This window comes from Nocardioides thalensis (genome assembly GCF_013410655.1).
Lineage (GTDB): Bacteria > Actinomycetota > Actinomycetes > Propionibacteriales > Nocardioidaceae > Nocardioides > Nocardioides thalensis.
In genome coordinates this window covers 600,878-617,789 of sequence record NZ_JACCFP010000001.1, presented here as the reverse complement: position 1 = coordinate 617,789, position 16,912 = coordinate 600,878, and the positions used below count along the sequence as shown (strand labels likewise).

The 16,912-nt window shown below is 71.6% G+C and carries 14 protein-coding genes; 10 read left to right on the top strand and 4 right to left on the bottom strand.

Going from position 1 to position 16,912, the window contains the following annotated elements; translation table 11 throughout:
• Window positions 1-38: 38 nt before the first annotated feature.
• From HNR19_RS03015 to HNR19_RS02975, 9 genes are all read left to right on the top strand, one after another.
• Window positions 39-1,193 (top strand): Gfo/Idh/MocA family protein, encoded by a 1,155-nt coding sequence (locus HNR19_RS03015; protein WP_218910129.1) that lies wholly within the window; start codon window positions 39-41, stop codon window positions 1,191-1,193.
• Entirely contained in the window at window positions 1,190-2,362 is a 1,173-nt protein-coding gene (locus HNR19_RS03010) for a dihydrodipicolinate synthase family protein (RefSeq protein ID WP_179666507.1), read from the top strand. The genes HNR19_RS03015 and HNR19_RS03010 overlap by 4 nt, the downstream gene beginning before the upstream one ends.
• The gene (locus tag HNR19_RS03005) at window positions 2,359-3,267 is read left to right on the top strand and encodes a sugar phosphate isomerase/epimerase family protein (protein WP_343047025.1); all 909 of its coding nucleotides are present in this window, start codon (window positions 2,359-2,361) and stop codon (window positions 3,265-3,267) included. The genes HNR19_RS03010 and HNR19_RS03005 overlap by 4 nt, the downstream gene beginning before the upstream one ends.
• 61 nt (window positions 3,268-3,328) lie before the next feature.
• Complete coding sequence (locus HNR19_RS03000; protein WP_218910128.1) at window positions 3,329-4,036, top strand: hypothetical protein; 708 nt, start codon at window positions 3,329-3,331, stop codon at window positions 4,034-4,036.
• A 29-nt stretch (window positions 4,037-4,065) separates the two neighbouring features.
• Window positions 4,066-6,360: a PQQ-dependent sugar dehydrogenase gene (locus HNR19_RS02995; protein ID WP_218910127.1), complete on the top strand. Its 2,295-nt coding sequence runs from the start codon at window positions 4,066-4,068 to the stop codon at window positions 6,358-6,360.
• A gap of 179 nt (window positions 6,361-6,539) precedes the next feature.
• Complete coding sequence (locus tag HNR19_RS02990) at window positions 6,540-7,286, top strand: amino acid ABC transporter ATP-binding protein (protein ID WP_179666505.1); 747 nt, start codon at window positions 6,540-6,542, stop codon at window positions 7,284-7,286.
• A gap of 10 nt (window positions 7,287-7,296) precedes the next feature.
• Window positions 7,297-8,184, top strand: coding sequence for a glutamate ABC transporter substrate-binding protein (locus HNR19_RS02985; protein WP_179666504.1), 888 nt, complete (start codon window positions 7,297-7,299; stop codon window positions 8,182-8,184).
• An 81-nt stretch (window positions 8,185-8,265) separates the two neighbouring features.
• Window positions 8,266-8,949, top strand: a complete 684-nt coding sequence (locus HNR19_RS02980) for an ABC transporter permease subunit (RefSeq protein WP_218910126.1) — start codon at window positions 8,266-8,268, stop codon at window positions 8,947-8,949.
• A complete protein-coding gene (locus tag HNR19_RS02975; RefSeq protein ID WP_179666503.1) occupies window positions 8,949-9,830 on the top strand; it encodes an amino acid ABC transporter permease in 882 nt (293 codons plus the stop codon). Before HNR19_RS02980 ends, HNR19_RS02975 begins: the two co-directional genes overlap by 1 nt.
• Window positions 9,831-9,987: 157 nt before the next feature.
• On the opposite strand, the gene HNR19_RS02970 is transcribed toward HNR19_RS02975, so the two are convergent.
• Both HNR19_RS02970 and HNR19_RS02965 read right to left on the bottom strand, forming a co-directional pair.
• A complete protein-coding gene (locus tag HNR19_RS02970; protein ID WP_179666502.1) occupies window positions 9,988-10,464 on the bottom strand; it encodes a hotdog fold domain-containing protein in 477 nt (158 codons plus the stop codon).
• 67 nt (window positions 10,465-10,531) lie between these two features.
• Window positions 10,532-12,358 carry a sigma-70 family RNA polymerase sigma factor gene (locus HNR19_RS02965; RefSeq protein ID WP_179666501.1) on the bottom strand — a complete coding sequence of 609 codons (1,827 nt, stop codon included), beginning with the start codon at window positions 12,356-12,358 and terminating at the stop codon, window positions 10,532-10,534.
• Window positions 12,359-12,584: 226 nt separating this feature from the next.
• Between HNR19_RS02965 and HNR19_RS02960 the strand changes: the two genes are divergently transcribed.
• The gene (locus HNR19_RS02960) at window positions 12,585-13,640 is read left to right on the top strand and encodes a hypothetical protein (protein WP_179666500.1); all 1,056 of its coding nucleotides are present in this window, start codon (window positions 12,585-12,587) and stop codon (window positions 13,638-13,640) included.
• A gap of 397 nt (window positions 13,641-14,037) precedes the next feature.
• Here the strand turns inward: HNR19_RS02960 and HNR19_RS02955 are convergent, their stop codons facing one another.
• Window positions 14,038-14,697, bottom strand: coding sequence for a response regulator transcription factor (locus HNR19_RS02955; RefSeq protein ID WP_179666499.1), 660 nt, complete (start codon window positions 14,695-14,697; stop codon window positions 14,038-14,040).
• Entirely contained in the window at window positions 14,694-16,814 is a 2,121-nt protein-coding gene (locus HNR19_RS23380; RefSeq protein WP_179666498.1) for a histidine kinase, read from the bottom strand. Before HNR19_RS23380 ends, HNR19_RS02955 begins: the two co-directional genes overlap by 4 nt.
• Window positions 16,815-16,912 lie beyond the last annotated feature (98 nt).

The following is a 16,912-nucleotide window of genomic DNA, read 5'->3' as shown; positions in this document are numbered from 1 at the left end:
GACCGCCCCGACAGACCTCCGCACCCCTCGAGGACCTCATGCCAGACACGACCTACCGCATCCTGATGAACGGCGTCACCGGCCGGATGGGATACCGCCAGCACCTGCTCCGCTCGATCCTCGCGATCCGCGACGACGGCGGGGTCGCGCTCCCCGACGGGAGCCGGTTGCAGGTGGAGCCGGTCCTGCTCGGCCGCAACGCCGACAAGCTGGCGCGGATGGCCGACGAGCACGACATCGCCGAGTGGTCGACCGACCTCGACGCCGCCCTCGCCGACGACCCGGCGCCGATCTACTTCGACGCCCAGGTGACCAGCGAGCGCAAGAAGGCGATCCTCAAGGCCGCCGCGGCCGGCAAGCACGTCTTCACCGAGAAGCCGATCGCCGAGTCCGTCGACGAGGGCCTGGAGCTGGTGGCGGCCGCGGAGCGGCACGGCATCATCAACGGCGTCGTCCACGACAAGCTCTACCTGCCGGGGCTGATGAAGCTCAAGCGGCTCGTCGACGGCGGGTTCTTCGGGCGGATCCTGTCCGTTCGCGGGGAGTTCGGCTACTGGGTGTTCGAGGGCGACTACCTGCCCGCGCAGCGCCCGAGCTGGAACTACCGCGCCCAGGACGGCGGCGGGATGGTCCTCGACATGTTCTGCCACTGGAACTACGTGCTGGAGAACCTCTTCGGACGGGTCGAGGCGGTCACCGCGAAGGCGGTCACCCACATCCCCGAGCGGTGGGACGAGAAGGGCGAGCGCTACGACGCGACCGCCGACGACGCGGCGTACGCCATCTTCGAGCTGGCGGGCGGGATCATCGCCCAGGTCAACTCCTCGTGGGCGGTCCGGGTGGAGCGCAAGGAGCTCGTCGAGTTCCAGGTCGACGGGACCCACGGCTCCGCCGTCGCCGGGCTGTTCGGCTGCCGGGTGCAGCCGCGCGAGCTCACCCCGATGCCGGTGTGGAACCCCGACGTCCCGACCTCGGAGGACTTCCGCGCCCAGTGGAGCGAGGTGCCCGACAACCGCACGTTCGGCAACGGCTTCCGCGCGCAGTGGGAGGAGTTCCTGATCGACGTCCACCACGGCCGGCCGCACCCGTTCGACTTCGCCGCAGGCGTCCGCGGACTCGAGCTCGTGGACGCCGGGCTGCGCTCCTCCGCCGAGGGCCGCCGGGTCGAGATGCCCGCCCGGGCGACGTCATGACGGTCCTCACCGACCGGGACGTCCGGATCCCGGGAGCCGACGGGCGCTGGGAGGTCGTGCGCCTCCACGAGCCGCGCGCCTGGACCGAGCACCCCGCGCCGTTCCGCAGCCGCGTCGCGTTCGCCGCGGCCCATGTGGTGGCCGACCCGCTCGGCGAGAACGTGCCCGGTGCACCCGCGGTCGTCGACTGGGACGCGACGCTCGGCTTCCGGCGCCACCTGTTCCGCTACGGGTTCGGCGTCGCCGAGGCGATGGACACCGCGCAGCGCAACATGGGCCTCGACTGGCCCGCGGTCCAGGAGCTCGTACGCCGCAGCGCGCACCAGGCCGAGGAGCTCGGTGCCCGGATCGCGTCCGGCGCCGGCACCGACCACCGCGACCGGCTCGCCACCCCGGCCGACGTGCGCGAGGCCTACCTCGAGCAGGTCGGCTTCGTGGAGTCCACCGGGTCGCAGGTCATCGTGATGGCCTCGCGCCAGCTCGCCGCGGTCGCGGCCGGTCCCGACGACTACCTCGCGGTCTACGACGCCGTGCTCGGCCAGGTGCGTGAGCCGGTGATCCTGCACTGGCTCGGGGAGATGTTCGACCCGCAGCTGCGCGGCTACTGGGGATCGACCGACGTCGCGGCGGCGACCGCCACCTTCCTCGACCTGGTCGCGGCGCACGCCGACAAGGTCGACGGCGTCAAGGTGTCACTGCTCTCCGCCGACCACGAGACCGGCCTGCGCGCCGCCCTTCCCGACGGCGTGCGGCTCTACACCGGCGACGACTTCAACTACCCCCAGCTCATCCGCGGTGACGGCACCCACCACTCCGACGCGCTCCTCGGCGCGTTCGCCGCCGTCGCGCCGGCGGCGTCCGCCGCACTGGCCGCGCTCGACGCGGGCGACCTGGCGGCGTACGACGCGGAGATGGCGCCCACACTGCCGCTCTCGCGGCACGTGTTCGAGGCGCCGACGTGGCACTACAAGACCGGGATCGCGTTCCTGTCGTGGCTCTGCGGACACCAGCCGGGGTTCACGATGGTCGGCGGCCTCCAGTCCGCGCGCAGCGTGGTCCACCTCGGCCGGCTGCTCGCGCTGGCGAACGACGCACGCCTCCTCCCCGACCCCGACCTCGCGGCGCACCGGCTCGGCGTGTGGCTCGAGGGCGCAGGGGTGCGGCCGTGACCGTGCAGGAGCGCGCCGCGCTCGACGTCCCGTCAGCAGCCCCGGCCCGGGTGCCCACGCCCGCGCCCGGGGACGCCCGGCTGGCGCGGCTCTCGCTCAACCAGAAGACCGTCGACCGGTGGTCGCTGAAGGAGGCGGTCGAGGGCTGCGTCGCTCACGGGATCCCGGCGCTCGGGGTGTGGCGGGAGCCGCTCCAGGAGGCCGGTCTCGACGACGCGGTGCGGATGATCGGCGACGCCGGGTTGCGCGTGTCGTCGCTGTGCCGTGGCGGGTTCTTCACCGGGGCCGACCCGGTCGAGCAGCGCCGGCGGCACGACGACAACGTCCGTGCGCTCGACGAGGCCGCCGCGCTCGGCGCCCCGTGCCTGGTGCTGGTGCCGGGCGGTCTGCCGGAGGGTGACCGCGATCTCGCCGGCGCCCGCGGCCGCGCGGCCGCCGCGATCGAGGCGCTGGTCCCCCACGCCCTCGACGTCGGCGTCCGGCTCGCCATCGAGCCGATGCACCCGATCTTCGCCGCCGACCGCGGCGTGGTGTCGACCCTGGCCCAGGCCCTCGACATCGCGGACCCGCTCCCGCCGGAGGCCGTGGGCGTCGTCGTCGACACGTTCCACGTCTGGTGGGAGCCCGGCGTGGAGGAGCAGATCGCCCGCGCCGGCGGCCGGATCGCGAGCTTTCAGGTCTGCGAGTGGATCACCCCGCTCCCGCCGGACGCCCTGCTCTCCCGCGGGATGATGGGCGACGGCCACATCGACTTCGCCCACCTCTCCCGGTGCGTGGCGGCCGCGGGCTACCGCGGCGACGTCGAGGTGGAGATCTTCAACGCCGACGTCTGGTCGGCCGACGGCGACGCCGTGCTCGACACGATCGCCCGCCGCTACGTCGAGCTCGTGGAGCCGTTCGCCTAGGCGATCGCCGGGCGCCCCCTGACTGCACCGCACCGCACCCACTCGGAAAGGTCGTGAGCACATGCAGCACCCACCTCGTCGGCGGCGATTCCTCGCGCTGGCCGTCAGTGCCGGTCTCGGGGCGGCACTGACGGTCGCGCCGCCCGGCACCGCCGCGCAGGACCCGGCGGCGCCGTACGTCATCGTCACCGCCGCGCCCACCCCGGAGCACTGGGACCCGCTCCACGACGACCTGTGGTCGTTCGAGCACGGCCAGGTCGTGCTCACCCGGGCGGGCACCAACCCCGGTCCCCCGCGGCGGCCGTTCGAGTACGCCGTCGTGACCAAGGGGCCCGAGCTCGGCTCGGTCAGCGTCTCCGCGGAGGTGCGCATCGACGAGCCCGTCACCGTCAACAACCGCGACGTGATCATCGTCTGGAACTACCAGTCGCCCACGCGCTTCTACTACGCCCACGTGTCGCAGGACAACACGATCTACCCGCACAACGGGATCTTCGTGGTCGACAACGCCGACCGGCGCCGGATCGACGACCAGTGGAACGGGTCCGTCGGCGCACCGCCGGCGATCACCGACGCCGAGTGGCACGACGTCCGCGTCGACTACGACGCGGAGACCGGCGAGATCGGCGTGTACGTCGACGGCGCCGCCGAGCCCCTGATGACCGCCACCGACACCACGTTCTCCGGTGGCCGGGTCGGCTTCGGGTCCTTCGACAACTTCGGCCGCACGCGGCACTTCTCAGCGAGGGGCATCCCCGCCTCCTCCTGATCCCCACCCTCGGAAAGGAACCCCTCTCCATGCGCACCACCACCCGGTGGCTGGCTGCTGCCGCGGGCACGATGCTCGCGGTGACGCTCGCCCCGCTCTCCCCCTCGGCAACGGCCGACGACCACTACGACACCCCCATCACCGATCCGCTCCCGCCGTCGCAGTCGCCGACGCAGTCCACCCTCGGGCTGGTCCTCGAGGAGTACGCACAGCTGCCCGAGACCAAGCCCAACGGCCCGTGGACCGACGGCCGGATCGGCACGCGGCACAACCGCATCAACTACATCGGCGAGGTCCCGGACGGGTCCGGACGGATGTACGTCCCGGACCTCAACGGCCCGATGTACCTGCTCGACGGCGAGGAGCAGCACGTCTACCTCGACTTCCGGGAGCGGTTCCCGAACTTCATGTCGTGGCGCGGCATGGGGACCGGTGCCGGCTTCATGACGTTCCACCCCGAGTTCGAGACCAACGGCAAGCTCTACACGGTCCACTCCGAGACCCCGAACGCGCCGGGCGAGTCGACGTACCCGCCCCAGCCCAACGGGTCCAGCGCCGTGCAGAGCGTGGTGACCGAGTGGACCGCCGACGACCCCTCGGCCAACACGTTCAGCGGCACCAGCCGGGAGATCTTCCGCTTCCGCTTCAGCGGACAGATCCACGCGGTCCAGCAGATCGACTTCAACCCGACCGCGCAGCCCGGGGACGAGGACTACGGCCTGCTCTACCTGGCGGTCGGCGACGGCGGCATCGGCGTCAGCACCTCGGTGCCCCAGGACATGGACACCCCGGCCGGCAAGATCCTGCGCATCGACCCGCTGGGGGACGACGCACCCAACGGCCAGTACGGCATCCCGCCGACCAACCCGTTCGTCGACGAGCCCGGCGCGCTGGGCGAGATCTACGCCGTCGGCATGCGCGACCCGCACCGCTTCAGCTGGGACGCGGGCGGTGACCACCGGATGCTGATGGGCCACATCGGCCAGCACGCGATCGAGGGCATCTACGACGTCGACGCCGGCGACAACTACGGCTGGCCGATCATCGAGGGCCGGCTCGCCTACCGCAACCAGAACCAGTGCTACCTCTACCCGCTGACCCCGGAGATGGAGGCCGCCGGCTACGACTACCCGGTCACGTCGTACGACCACGACCCGCCGGCCAACTGGCCCTGCAACTCCGACTCCGGTCACGCGGTGTCGGGCGGCATCGTGCACCGCGGCGACCTCCGCGGGCTCCGGGGCAAGTACGTCTTCGCCGACCTCGTCGAGGGACGGGTGTTCTACAGCGACCTCGAGGAGATGGACGACGACGCCGCCACCGAGGCTCCGGTCAAGGAGCTCTCGCTCTACGACACCGAGGGCAACCTGATGCGGATGCCCGACTTCGTCGGTGACGGGCGGATCGACCTGCGCTTCGGCTTCGACTCCGACCAGACGATGTACCTGCTCGCGAAGGCCAACGGCAAGATCTGGAAGGTCGTCGACACCAAGCGGGCGCCCGTGCACCCGGAGGTCGAGCCGTCGATCGCCGACGACCTGGTCGCGGCGTACGACTTCGAGCACCCGTTCGCGGCCAACGACGGCTACGAGGAGGACCGCGGTCTCTCCCGCACGCTGATCCGCCTGGTCAACGGCGGCGAGCGGATGCGCGTCGACGACGGCGCCTACCCGGGCAGCCTCAACGCGCTCCAGATCCACAGCGCGGCCGAGTCTCCGACGGGGACCGCGTGGAAGGCCGGCGTCTGGGACGCCACGGGGGCCGACTCGCTGCGCGCGTTCAACGGCGCCGAGGGCATCACGGTGATGGGCTGGGTCAAGATGACCGGCCAGAACCCGACCGCCGGCTACAACGCGATCGGCCTGGCCGGCGTGCTCTCGGGCAACTCCGACGGCCACGGCGTCCGCGCCCTGCTCGAGCTGATCCAGGTCAACGGCGAGCTGCGGCTGGTCGCGCTCGGCCGGCGCATCGACACCGGTGCGTCGCAGACGTTCGCAGCCCAGCAGGACTGGCGGGAGCTGCTGCCGCAGGGCGAGTGGGTCCACCTGGCCGCGACGTTCGACTACACGACCGGCGAGATGGCGCTCTACCGCAACGGTGAGCCGATCGAGGGCTTCTACACCAACCCGAACGACCCGTGGCAGGTCGACGGCACCGGCACCAGCGCGACCGACCCGCGGGGTATCAAGATCGGCGGATCGTTCCCGCAGGACGGCACCGAGCGCAACCCGTGCAACTGCCGCATGGACGCGCTGATGTTCCTCGACACCGACCTGCGCCCCTCGGAGGTGGAGCGCCAGTACGAGCAGTTCTTCAAGGAGTGACGCGCTCGTTGGTCTCGTGACGGCCCTAGCGGGCCTCCTCGACCATCGAGCTCCGGCCGGGGTCCCGCCAGCAGGCGGGGCCCCGGTCGTCGTACGAGGTGGAACTGCTTGTCACGGAGAGGTCACGGCCGGGCGTGTGGTCTGGCCCACGTGGTCTGGACCGGTCTAGGGTCACCCGCATGACGTCGCAGTCTGACCTGGTCACGCTCGAGGGCGTCCAGAAGTGGTACGGCGACCTGCACGTGCTGCAGGACATCAACCTCTCGATCCAGCGCGGCGAGGTGCTCGTCGTGATCGGGCCCTCGGGATCCGGAAAGTCGACGCTCTGCCGCACGATCAACCGGCTCGAGACGATCGACGAGGGCACGATCCTCGTCGACGGCCAGCCGCTCCCCCAGGAGGGCAAGGCGCTCGCCGCCCACCGGGCCGACGTCGGCATGGTCTTCCAGAGCTTCAACCTCTTCGCCCACAAGACGATCCTCGAGAACGTCACGCTCGGACCGATCAAGGTCCGCAAGCAGCCGAAGGCCGAGGCGGAGCAGAAGGCCAAGGAGCTGCTCGACCGCGTCGGGGTGGGGCACCAGGCCGCGAAGTACCCCGCGCAGCTCTCCGGCGGCCAGCAGCAGCGGGTGGCGATCGCCCGCGCGCTCGCGATGGACCCCAAGGTGATGCTCTTCGACGAGCCGACCTCCGCGCTCGACCCGGAGATGATCAAGGAGGTCCTTGACGTCATGGTCGACCTCGCCGAGCGCGGGATGACGATGATCGTGGTGACCCACGAGATGGGGTTCGCCCGCACGGCGGCCAACCGCGTGGTCTTCATGGCCGACGGCGCCATCGTCGAGGAGGCCGAGCCCGAGACGTTCTTCACGAATCCCCAGAGCGATCGAGCCAAGGACTTCCTCGGCAAGATCCTCAAACACTAAGGAGAGAGTTATGCGACCGATGAAGTTCCGGGCTGCGGCCGCAGTCCTGCTTGCAGCCAGTGCCCTCGCGGCCTGCGGCGATGCAGGGTCCGACGACGAGGGCCGTGACGTCAGCGCAGAGGAGGACTGCGACGGCAAGTTCGAGGACGGGTCGGCCATGGCCGACTGGTCGGAGTCGGGCTCGATCCGGATCGGACACAAGACCGACCAGCCGGGCGTCGGCTTCCAGGGAGCGACCGACGACGTGCCCAGCGGGTTCGACATCGAGATGGCGAAGATCCTGATCGCCGACCTGTGCATCGACCCCGACAGCGACGACGTCAAGTGGATCGAGACGATCTCCGACAACCGCGAGCCCTTCCTCCAGTCCGACAAGGTCGACCTGGTGCTCGCGTCGTACTCGATCACGGACGAGCGTCGCGCCATCGTCGGACAGGCGGGCCCCTACATGATCACCGGCCAGCAGGTCCTCGTGCCTAGCGACAGCGACGTCGAGAGCATCGACGACCTCAAGGGCGAGGAGGTCTGCTCGGTGACGGGCTCGACGTCGCTCGAGAACGTCAACGCCGCCGGCGCCAAGGGCGTCGGCGCCGACGACTACTCCGAGTGCGCGGAGAAGGTGCTCGACGGCACCTACCCGGCGATGTCGACCGACGGCACGATCCTCGCCGGCCTCGCGGCCCAGAACGAGGGTGAGCTGAAGGTCGTCGGCGAGGAGTTCTCCGAGGAGCGCATCGGCGTCGGCTACCAGAAGGAGGAGGCCGAGGTCTGCGAGTGGATCAACGGCGTCCTCGAGGAGTCGTTCGAGGACGGCTCGTGGGAGGACGCCTTCGAGACCACGCTCGGCCCCTCGGGCGTCGAGACCCCGGAGGCACCGGAGCTCGACCCCTGTCAGTGATCTAGCTCGTACGGCGGGCGGGGCCGGCCCGCAGGCAAGCGGACCGGCCCCGCCCTCACTCTTCGCGTGGAAAGGGCTGCGGTGGAAGCGATCTTCGACAACTTCGACGCCGTGCTGAAGGGGTTCGGATACACGCTGTTCCTCTTCCTCGTGTGCGCTGTGGTGTCGCTGGTGCTCGGCACGATCCTCGTTGCGATGCGCGTCGGACCGATCGCCGTCCTGAGCAGGGCCGCCGCCGTCTATGTCACCCTGGTGCGCAACACCCCGCTCGTGATGGTGTTCTTCTTCTTCCACTTCGCGGGCCCGAAGATCGGCATCAACTTCAACTGGGTCGACGTTCACGTCGGTGGGTTCGACTTCACCTCTGCGTTCTCCACCGCCGTGGTGGCACTCAGTCTCTACACCTCGACGTTCGTCTGCGAGGCCCTGCGCTCCGGGGTCAACTCGGTGCCCCTGGGCCAAGCGGAAGCGGCTCGCGCTATCGGGCTGCCCTTCACCGGCACGATGACCGAGGTCGTGCTTCCGCAGGCGTTCCGAGCGTCGGTGCCGCCGCTCGCCAGCACCCTGATCGCGATGCTCAAGAACACCTCTGTCGCGGGCGTCTTCTACCTGGCCGAGGCCCTCGCCACGATGCGCGGCTTCACCAAGGACTACGCCGACCAGCGCTGGGGGATCCTGATCTCCTTCGCCATCGGCTACATCATCCTGGTCGAGGTCGTATCGCTGATCGCTCACCGCATGGAACGACGCTGGAGGATCGCCTGATGGCCGGCAGTGTGCTGTTCGACGCCCCGGGGCCCGTCACGCGGGCCAGGCACCGCGTCTACACGTTGGTCGCCTCGGTCGCCATCCTCGCCGTCATCGCCTTCGCGGTCTGGCGGCTTCAGGCGGACGGTCAGTTCGAGTACGACCTGTGGGAGGTGTTCTTCACCCCCGACTACCTGTCCGCGATCCTCGAAGGCGTCCTGATCACGGTGTCGATGGCCGTGTTCGCCGTCATCGGTGCGGTCCTGATGGGTCTGGTGCTGGGCGTCGCGAAGCTCTCCGACCACCCGGTCATCCGCTGGCCGGCCTGGGCCGTCGTCGAGTTCTTTCGCGCGATGCCCGTGCTGCTGCTGATGACGTTCTTCTTCTTCGCGTACTTCATCAGCGTCGAACGCGAGGTGCTGTTCATCCCCGAGGAGTCGTGGGGCGGGTTCCTCTCGGTCATCGTCGCGCTGACGCTCTACAACGGTGCGGTCCTCGCGGAGGTGTTCCGCGCGGGCGTGAACGCAGTTCCCAAGGGGCAGGCCGAGGCGGCGTACGCCATCGGCATGCGCAAGACCCAGGTCATGACCACGATCCTGCTGCCGCAGGCGATCAAGATCATGCTGCCGGCGATCATCAGTCAGATGGTCGTGGCGCTGAAGGACACCAGCCTCGGTTACGCCGTCGCGGCCCCCGGTCTCACCTACATCGGCAACCAGATCATGCTGGAGTTCCGCAACCACGTGCCGACGGTGCTCGTCATCGCCACGATCTACGTGATCCTGAACCTCGTCCTCACGTGGCTCGCCACCTTGGTGCAGAAGCGCTTGGTCGGCGAGAAGAAGCCGCTGGAGGTGCCGATGGTCGGCGAGGCCAACACCGGAGGAACCCCCCTCTGACGGAAAACGGGTACCGCGGTCGTCTCACGGGGGCGGAGACGACCGCGGCACGACCGCGTCCTGTGGGGATGAGCGGCACGTCCGATACTGCGGCCAAACGCCGGATCGCGTGGGGTTTCTTTCAGACAAATGCCGGGTTTGCCCCGGATGGATCAGGTCAGCCCTTCGGCGTCACCCAGAGGCGGATCTCGCCCTCGATCACGACCGTGCCGTCGTCGCGGACACCGCGGACCCGGACCGGCAGGTCGCCCTCAGCGGTGTCCCACTGCTCCTGGTCGGTCTCGGCGATGCAGGTGATGTCGCTGGTCGCCTTCGCCGTGTAGCTGACCTCCATGCCCTTGGGGATCCACCGCTTGTCCGCAGGGATCGTCACCTCCGCGAGCGCGCCCATCGCGGCCTCGAGGCCGTTGCACAGCGCGATGGCGTGCACGGTGCCGATGTGGTTCTGCACGCTGCGGCGCTTGGGGATCACCAGCTCGACGTGGTTGGCCTCGACCACGGTGAAGCGCGGGTGGATGGTGGCGAAGTACGGCGCCTTCTGCGCGAACCCGATCGCGAAGACCCGCTTGCCCACGGTGTTGCCGATGACCGGGACACCGGTGGTGACGTCCCACAGCTTCTGGACCATGCTCATGACGGCGACATTACTCGTGAGTAACCAAGGCGGGCAAGGCCGGTTGGGTCACACCGCGCGCGTGCGCTCAGCCCGTCGGGTCCCCCGTGACCTCGTGCGCGCCGCCGATTTGCTTGCCGTCGTCACGGAAGGTGGCGGTCCCGTTGGGGGACGCGGCTGACAGCGACCGGTGGGCCTGGAGCTCGAGAGTTGGCGGCGACGAGCCGGTGTAGTGGAAGCCGCAGACCAAGGGGGTCCCCGCCGGCACCACGCCGCCGTGCGAGCACGACCAGCCGGCGCCGGGACCGCTGTCGATCTCGACCTGGTTGTCGAACACGAAGACGACCTGGACGTCGCGGACGGGGCCGTCGTCGACGGCGACCTCCGCTCTCAGGTTCCACCGGTGGCTCGGCGGGGCGAGGACGGCGAGCAGGTCGTCCAGCAACCGGCCGGAGGGGTTGACCCGCGTCGAGGTGACGCTCACCAGCCTCCCGCAGGCGAAGCGGTCGCCGAGGTCACCGGCGAAGGTGCGCTGCGCCCCGTCGGCGATCACGTAGTCGGGCCGGGCCGAGGCGACGACCTTCCAGCGGCCCTCCCGCCCGTTGCCGGTGACCAGCTCGTAGGTCACCCCCTCGGTGGTGGCCATCTCGAGGTTGCCGTCGGTCGCGCACTGCGTGATCGGCGTGGCGGTGGGCGCCTCCGGCACCACCTTCTCGTCGGCCGGCGGCTCGCTGGTGTCGGGGTCGGACGGGTCGGTGGGATCGGTCGGGTCGGTGGGATCGTCCGGGGGCTCGGTGGGCTCGGTGTCGTCGACCGGGTCGTCGACCGGGGTCGGCTCGGGCTCGGGCTCCTGGCTGGGCTCGGGCTTCGGGGCGCCCGACGGTGCCGGGTCGGCCGGGTCGGGGACGTCGGCGACCTCGGTCGCGCCAGCGGACGGCGGGGGCTCGGCTTCCGGCTTGTCGTCGCCCGAGCGCAGCGCCAGGGCACTGGCAGCGACCGCGCCGACCACCACCACCGAGGCGGCGGCCACCGCGATGCCGGTCGTCGCCCCTCCTCCGCCGCCCGCGCCGCCGGATGCTCCGCCGGACGCGCCGGCTGCACCCGCGCCCCCGGCCGCGGCCGCGCCGCCGAGCCAGAGCAGGCCCTTGCCTGCGCCGGGAAGGGCGAGGAGCAGGACGGCCGGGAGGACGTAGCCGGCGAGCTTCTGGTTGACGGCACTGACGGAGAGGTAGGCGGCGCTGCAGCGGTCGCAGGCGTCGAGGTGGGCGTCGAACTTCTGCTCCGCCCGGGCGCCGAGGTCGCCGCGCGCGTGCTGGCTCATGCGCTGGTGGGCCCACTGACAGTCCTGGGCCGCGGGGGCCGGACCCGCGTGGTGGTCGAGGTAGGCACGCTTGAGCCCCTCGCGGGCACGGTGCGCCAAGGACGAGACCGCCCCGGGCCGCATGTCGAGGATCTCCGCGACCTCGGCGGGCTTGCGCCCCTCGACCTCGACGTGCCACAGCACCTTCTGCCAGCTCTCCGGCAGGCTCGACAGCGCGTCGACCGCGACCGTCTCGTCGAGGCCCTCGACCATCTCCTCCGGCGCGGGCTCGGCATCGTCGAGCAGCCAGGGCTGGTCGGAGACCGGCGCCTCGGTCGTGGCCCGGAGGCCGTCGCGGTAGCCGTTGCGGATGGTGACGTGCAGGTAGGAGCGGAAGTTGTCGGTCGGGCCGCCGCCCGACCGGAGAGCGGAGAGCACGCGGGCGAACGACTCGGCGACGAGCTCGTCGGCCTGGTCGGTGCCGACGAGGATCCGGGCGAGGTTGCGGGCGCCGTCGAGGTGGGCGCGGTAGAGCTCCTCGTAGGCGGCGCTGTCGCCGGCACGGGCGAGCGCGAGCAGCTGCTCGTCGCCCTCACCGGGCACGTGCTCAGCCACCGCCGGACCCCCCGATCCTGTGCCGCGGACGCCGTACGACGCCCGTTGTTCGCCTTCCACAACGCGCGGGGACGCTCCCCGTGACGTCCTGATCCTGCCTCAGACGAGGAAATCCGGGAAATTCCAGGATTTCTTCGAAAACCGCGTGATGTTCGCGTGCCGCCTCCGTCCGGATAGGTGCCTGGCTCGCCAAGAGCAACCGATCCACACGTCGAGAGGGGAAGCGATGAGCATCGCGGTCCTGGTCCCGAGCGACCTGACGGCCGTGCCCGCGGCCGTCGTCGAGCTACGTCCGCGCGTTGTCGCCCGGAGGGTGGCCGCGCTGCGGCAGCACCTCGTCGAGCGACGTGACGCCGAGCCGCAGCACGCGAGGCTCCTCGACATCATCCGCGAGGTGCTCGATCGCTGGGAGGACGTCGCCGACGCCGACCTGCACGTCTGGGAGCGCTACCTCGGCCTGCTCGAGGAGCACGCGCAGGCCCCGCACGCCACCGCCGCGTGCGCCGCGACCGCGAACCTCGTGGGGCTCGGGCTGTTCGCCGCCCCGCGCGACTACCTGGCGCTGGCCGACCTCGCCGAGATGCTCGGCCACGAGCGGCTCGCGCGCATCCAGCACCGGTACGGCGTACCGCTGGAGTCCCATCCGGGGCTGCAGCTCACGACCGAGGCGCTGCGCAGCATGCTCGCCGAGGGGCTCCACGAGCGGCTGGCCCGGCACCCGCTGACCCTGGGCCGGCTCGAGGCGATCGACAACGCCTGCCTGCGCGCGGCCCATGCGCTGCTGCTCCAGGGCATCGATCGCGACTGGTCCGTGCCCGTGCTCGACTCCATCGACGAACTCGTCGACATCGCCGAGAACGGCACGATCGTCGAGTGGCGCCACCACATGGCGATGGTCACCGCGAGCGCCTGGGCGCCGTACACCGGGCGGCTCGTGGAGATCGCCGCCGAGTCCGGCCACCCGCACGCCGCGGCGGTGATCGCCGCGATCATCGACCTCTGCCGCGACCAGTCCGCCACCGAGGGTGATCCGGTCGCCCACGATATGGCGCCGCTGGCCGCGCTGAGCGGCGCGCCGGACACCGAGGTCGCGCGCTGGGCCGGGGCGGACGCCCCGCGCCCTGCCTACCGGCGGAAGTGGGCGCCGTCGCGCCGCATGCGGCGCGCGTCCGAGCAGGCGGCGGCCATGGTCGCCGAGCGCCGCGCCCAGCGGGAGGCGGCTGCGCGCCGCAAGAACCTGCGGTCGATCCCTGGCGGTAGGTCCCGCCGGGCGGCCGTTTGAAAGCTGCCGGGGCACCTGCGGGTGTCGTTCCGAGGCGTCTGGGGGGCGCCACGGGTCGACACGGGGGCGGGTCCCGAGACGTCTGGGGGGCGTCACGGGACCGGCACCGATCCAACGCAGCGTGATCTCTCCGCGGTCCACGGGGGTGGCCGCGGATCGGTCCTGGGTCTCCCAGGTGCCCCGGTGGTCCGCGTCACGAGGGAGGTGCCCGGCTCCGCGAGGAGCCGGGCGCGACGCCGGGAACGACGTCCGGCCGGGTCTACGGGGCCGGCCGGGCGTCGTTCCCTCTTGTCTGCCCGACGAACCGGCACGGTTGGCGGGTCGAACCGGCACGGTTGGGGGGACGAACCGGCACGGTTGGCGCGACGAACCGGCACGGTTGGCGGCACGAGCCGGCTCACCGCCGCTGGCCGCGCCCGAGCCCCGCGTCCCGAGCCCGGACGATCGCCTCGGCCCGGTCGGCGACCTGGAGCTTGGCGAACACGTTGGACACGTTGTTGCGGACGGTCTTGGGGGCGAGATACAGCCGCGCGGCGATCTCGCCGTTCGACATCCCCGCCGCGATCAGGTCGAGGACCTCGTGCTCGCGCGTGGTCAGCTCGGGGAACACCACTCCCGGCCGGCGCCCGGTGGCGAGCTCGGCGAAGTGTCGCGTCACGCGAGCGGCCAGCGCCGGGCCGAAGATCACCTCGCCGTTGGCGACCGCCGCGATGGCACGGAGGATGTCGTCCTGGTCGGCGCCCTTGACGAGATAGCCGCGAGCGCCGGCCAGCATCGCCGCGAACACGCTCTCCTCGTCCTCGTGCATGGTCAGCACGAGCACGGCCGGCGGGTCGCCCACCGCCACGATCTGGCGGGTCGCCTCGATGCCGTCGAGGCCCGGCATCTGCACGTCCATCACCACGACGTCGGGCCGCAGCTCCGCCGTACGCGCGACCGCTTCGCGACCGTCTGCGGCGGTGCCGACGACGTCGACCGCCCCGGTCGACGCCAGCATCATCCTCAGCCCGTCGCGGTAGACCGGGTGGTCGTCGGCGATCAGCACGCGCGGCGTCATGCGGCTCCCCTGCTCGTGGTCTCGAGGTCGCCGACCCGGACCGAGGTCCTCGGGACGATCGCGCGGACCCGGGTGCCGCCGCCCGCGCGGGGCTCGACCGAGCAGGATCCGCCGAGCTCCTCGGCACGCTCGCGCATCGAGACCAGTCCGCACCCGACGCGCGCACCGGCAGGTACGCCGTTGCCGTCGTCGTCGACGACCAGGCCGACGGTGTCGGCGGCCGCGTCGACGGTGACGGTGCAGACGGCGGCGTCGGCGTGCCGGACCACGTTGGCGAGGGCCTCGCCGGCGATCCGGTAGATCGCCACCTCGACGGCCGCTGGGAGCTCTCCGACGTCGCCCGACGCAACGACCCGGACGCTGAGCCCCGGCCCGCTGAGCCGCGCGGCCTGCTGCTCGATCGCGCCGAGCAGTCCGTACTGGTCGATCGCGGGCGGCCGCAGGTCGTGCACCACGCGGCGCACCTCGGCCAGCAGACCGGTCAGGTCGTGGCCCACGTCCTCGAGCGCGCGGTCGGCCTCGTCCGGCTGGTGCCGTGCGAGGTTGCGGGCGGCCCGGACCTTCAGCCCTGCCGCCGCCAGGGTCGGACCCAGCCCGTCGTGCAGCTCCCGACGCAGCCGCCGCCGCTCCTCCGCGATGCCGGTGACCAGCTGCTCGCGGCTGCGCTGGAGCTCCTCCGTCAGCGCGGTCGCCCGCGCCGCCGCAGCGGCCTGGCGCACCACGTCGGCGAGGAGGCGCTGGTCGGCCTCGGACCGGCGGGACCCCGGGCGGGGCACCAGCAGCAGTCGGCCGATCGGGACGTCGCGGTAGCCGAACGGCAGCACGACCACGTCGGAGCGCGGGCTGCCCACCTCGACGCTGACGGTCGTCCCGTCGGGGCGGTCCAGCTCGACCCGGACGTACGGCGAGCCGAACGCCGCCGCGACTCCGCGCGCGGTCGCCTGGAGCAGCTCGTCCGGGCCCGGCGACTCCTCGAGCCGGCGGGCCAGCGCGGAGACCACGGCGTACGGCTCGTCCCGTCCGGTCAGCAGCCGGTCGGCCAGCCGTTGGAGGCGCACGCGCAACGGGGAGTACAGAACCGCCACCACGCCGGCGGCCGCGACGCCCGCGACGCGCTCCTCGACGACCGCATCGACGGCGACGAACACGAGCAGGTCGATGCCGACGACGGCGGCGGCCAGCGCGCCGTACATGAGGCTGCGTCCGGCCACCAGATCGATGTCGTAGAGCCGGTAGCGGGTCACCGCCACGAGGACAGCGCCCGACAGCAGGGCGTTCTCGGCGGCGAAGAGGAGCTCGCTGACCCACGTGCCGTTGCCGGCGGTGTCGAGCAGCGCGGTCGACGTCATGGCCAGCACGAGGGCGAGCACGTTCCCGAGCCCCGCGAGCAGCATCCAGCGCAGCTGGGCGCGCAGCTCGGCGTCCGCGCCGCGGAAGCGACTGATGAAGACCGCCGCGCCACAGAGAAGGGACACGAGCGCACCGACCTGGAAGACCGCCGGGCCGATGGCCGTCCAGAGGTCGAGCAGCGCCGCGGGCTGCCACAGGTCGATGCCGCGCTCGTCCACGCCGCTCGGCACCGGCCCGCCTTCGGCGAACGCGCGCCACGGGAGCAGCAGGATGTGGAGCACGCCCACCGCCATCGCGACGAGGGCGACGATGCCCGGCACCCGCCAGCGCCCCTGGGGCAGACGACCTGTCGGGAACAGCACCAGCAGCGCCGGGATCACCACGTGGATGATCGGCCCGAACCGCGACCCGGTGAACACGAAGAACGTGGTCAGCGGGAGCTCGCCGTCGTGGGCGAGGATGGACCAGGGGCCGTAGACCGCGCCGAACGCCGCCAGCACCGAGCTGGCGCCGGCGAGCACCAGCAGCCACGCGAGCCAGTGCCGCGGCAACCGCAGCGCGAGCACCGCGCCGGGAAGGAGCAGGGTGAGCCCGGCGAGCGCGGAGCCCCAGAAGAGCCAGTCGAGAGGGAACGGCACCGGACCCTCGGGGACCTGCGGGTACAGCACGAAGGCCGCGACAGTCAGGCCGACGCCGCCCACGGCCGTCGCGACCGCGACGGCCCGGAGGGCGCGGTCCGATCGCGCGGGTGGAGGGGCCGGATGCACCCGCCAACGGTGGCACGACCGGCCCGTCGCGGTCTCGGGATCGGTGTCCTTGGTTCCCGGGACAGGGTGTCCCGCCGCCCGCGGCGCGAAGGGACCGC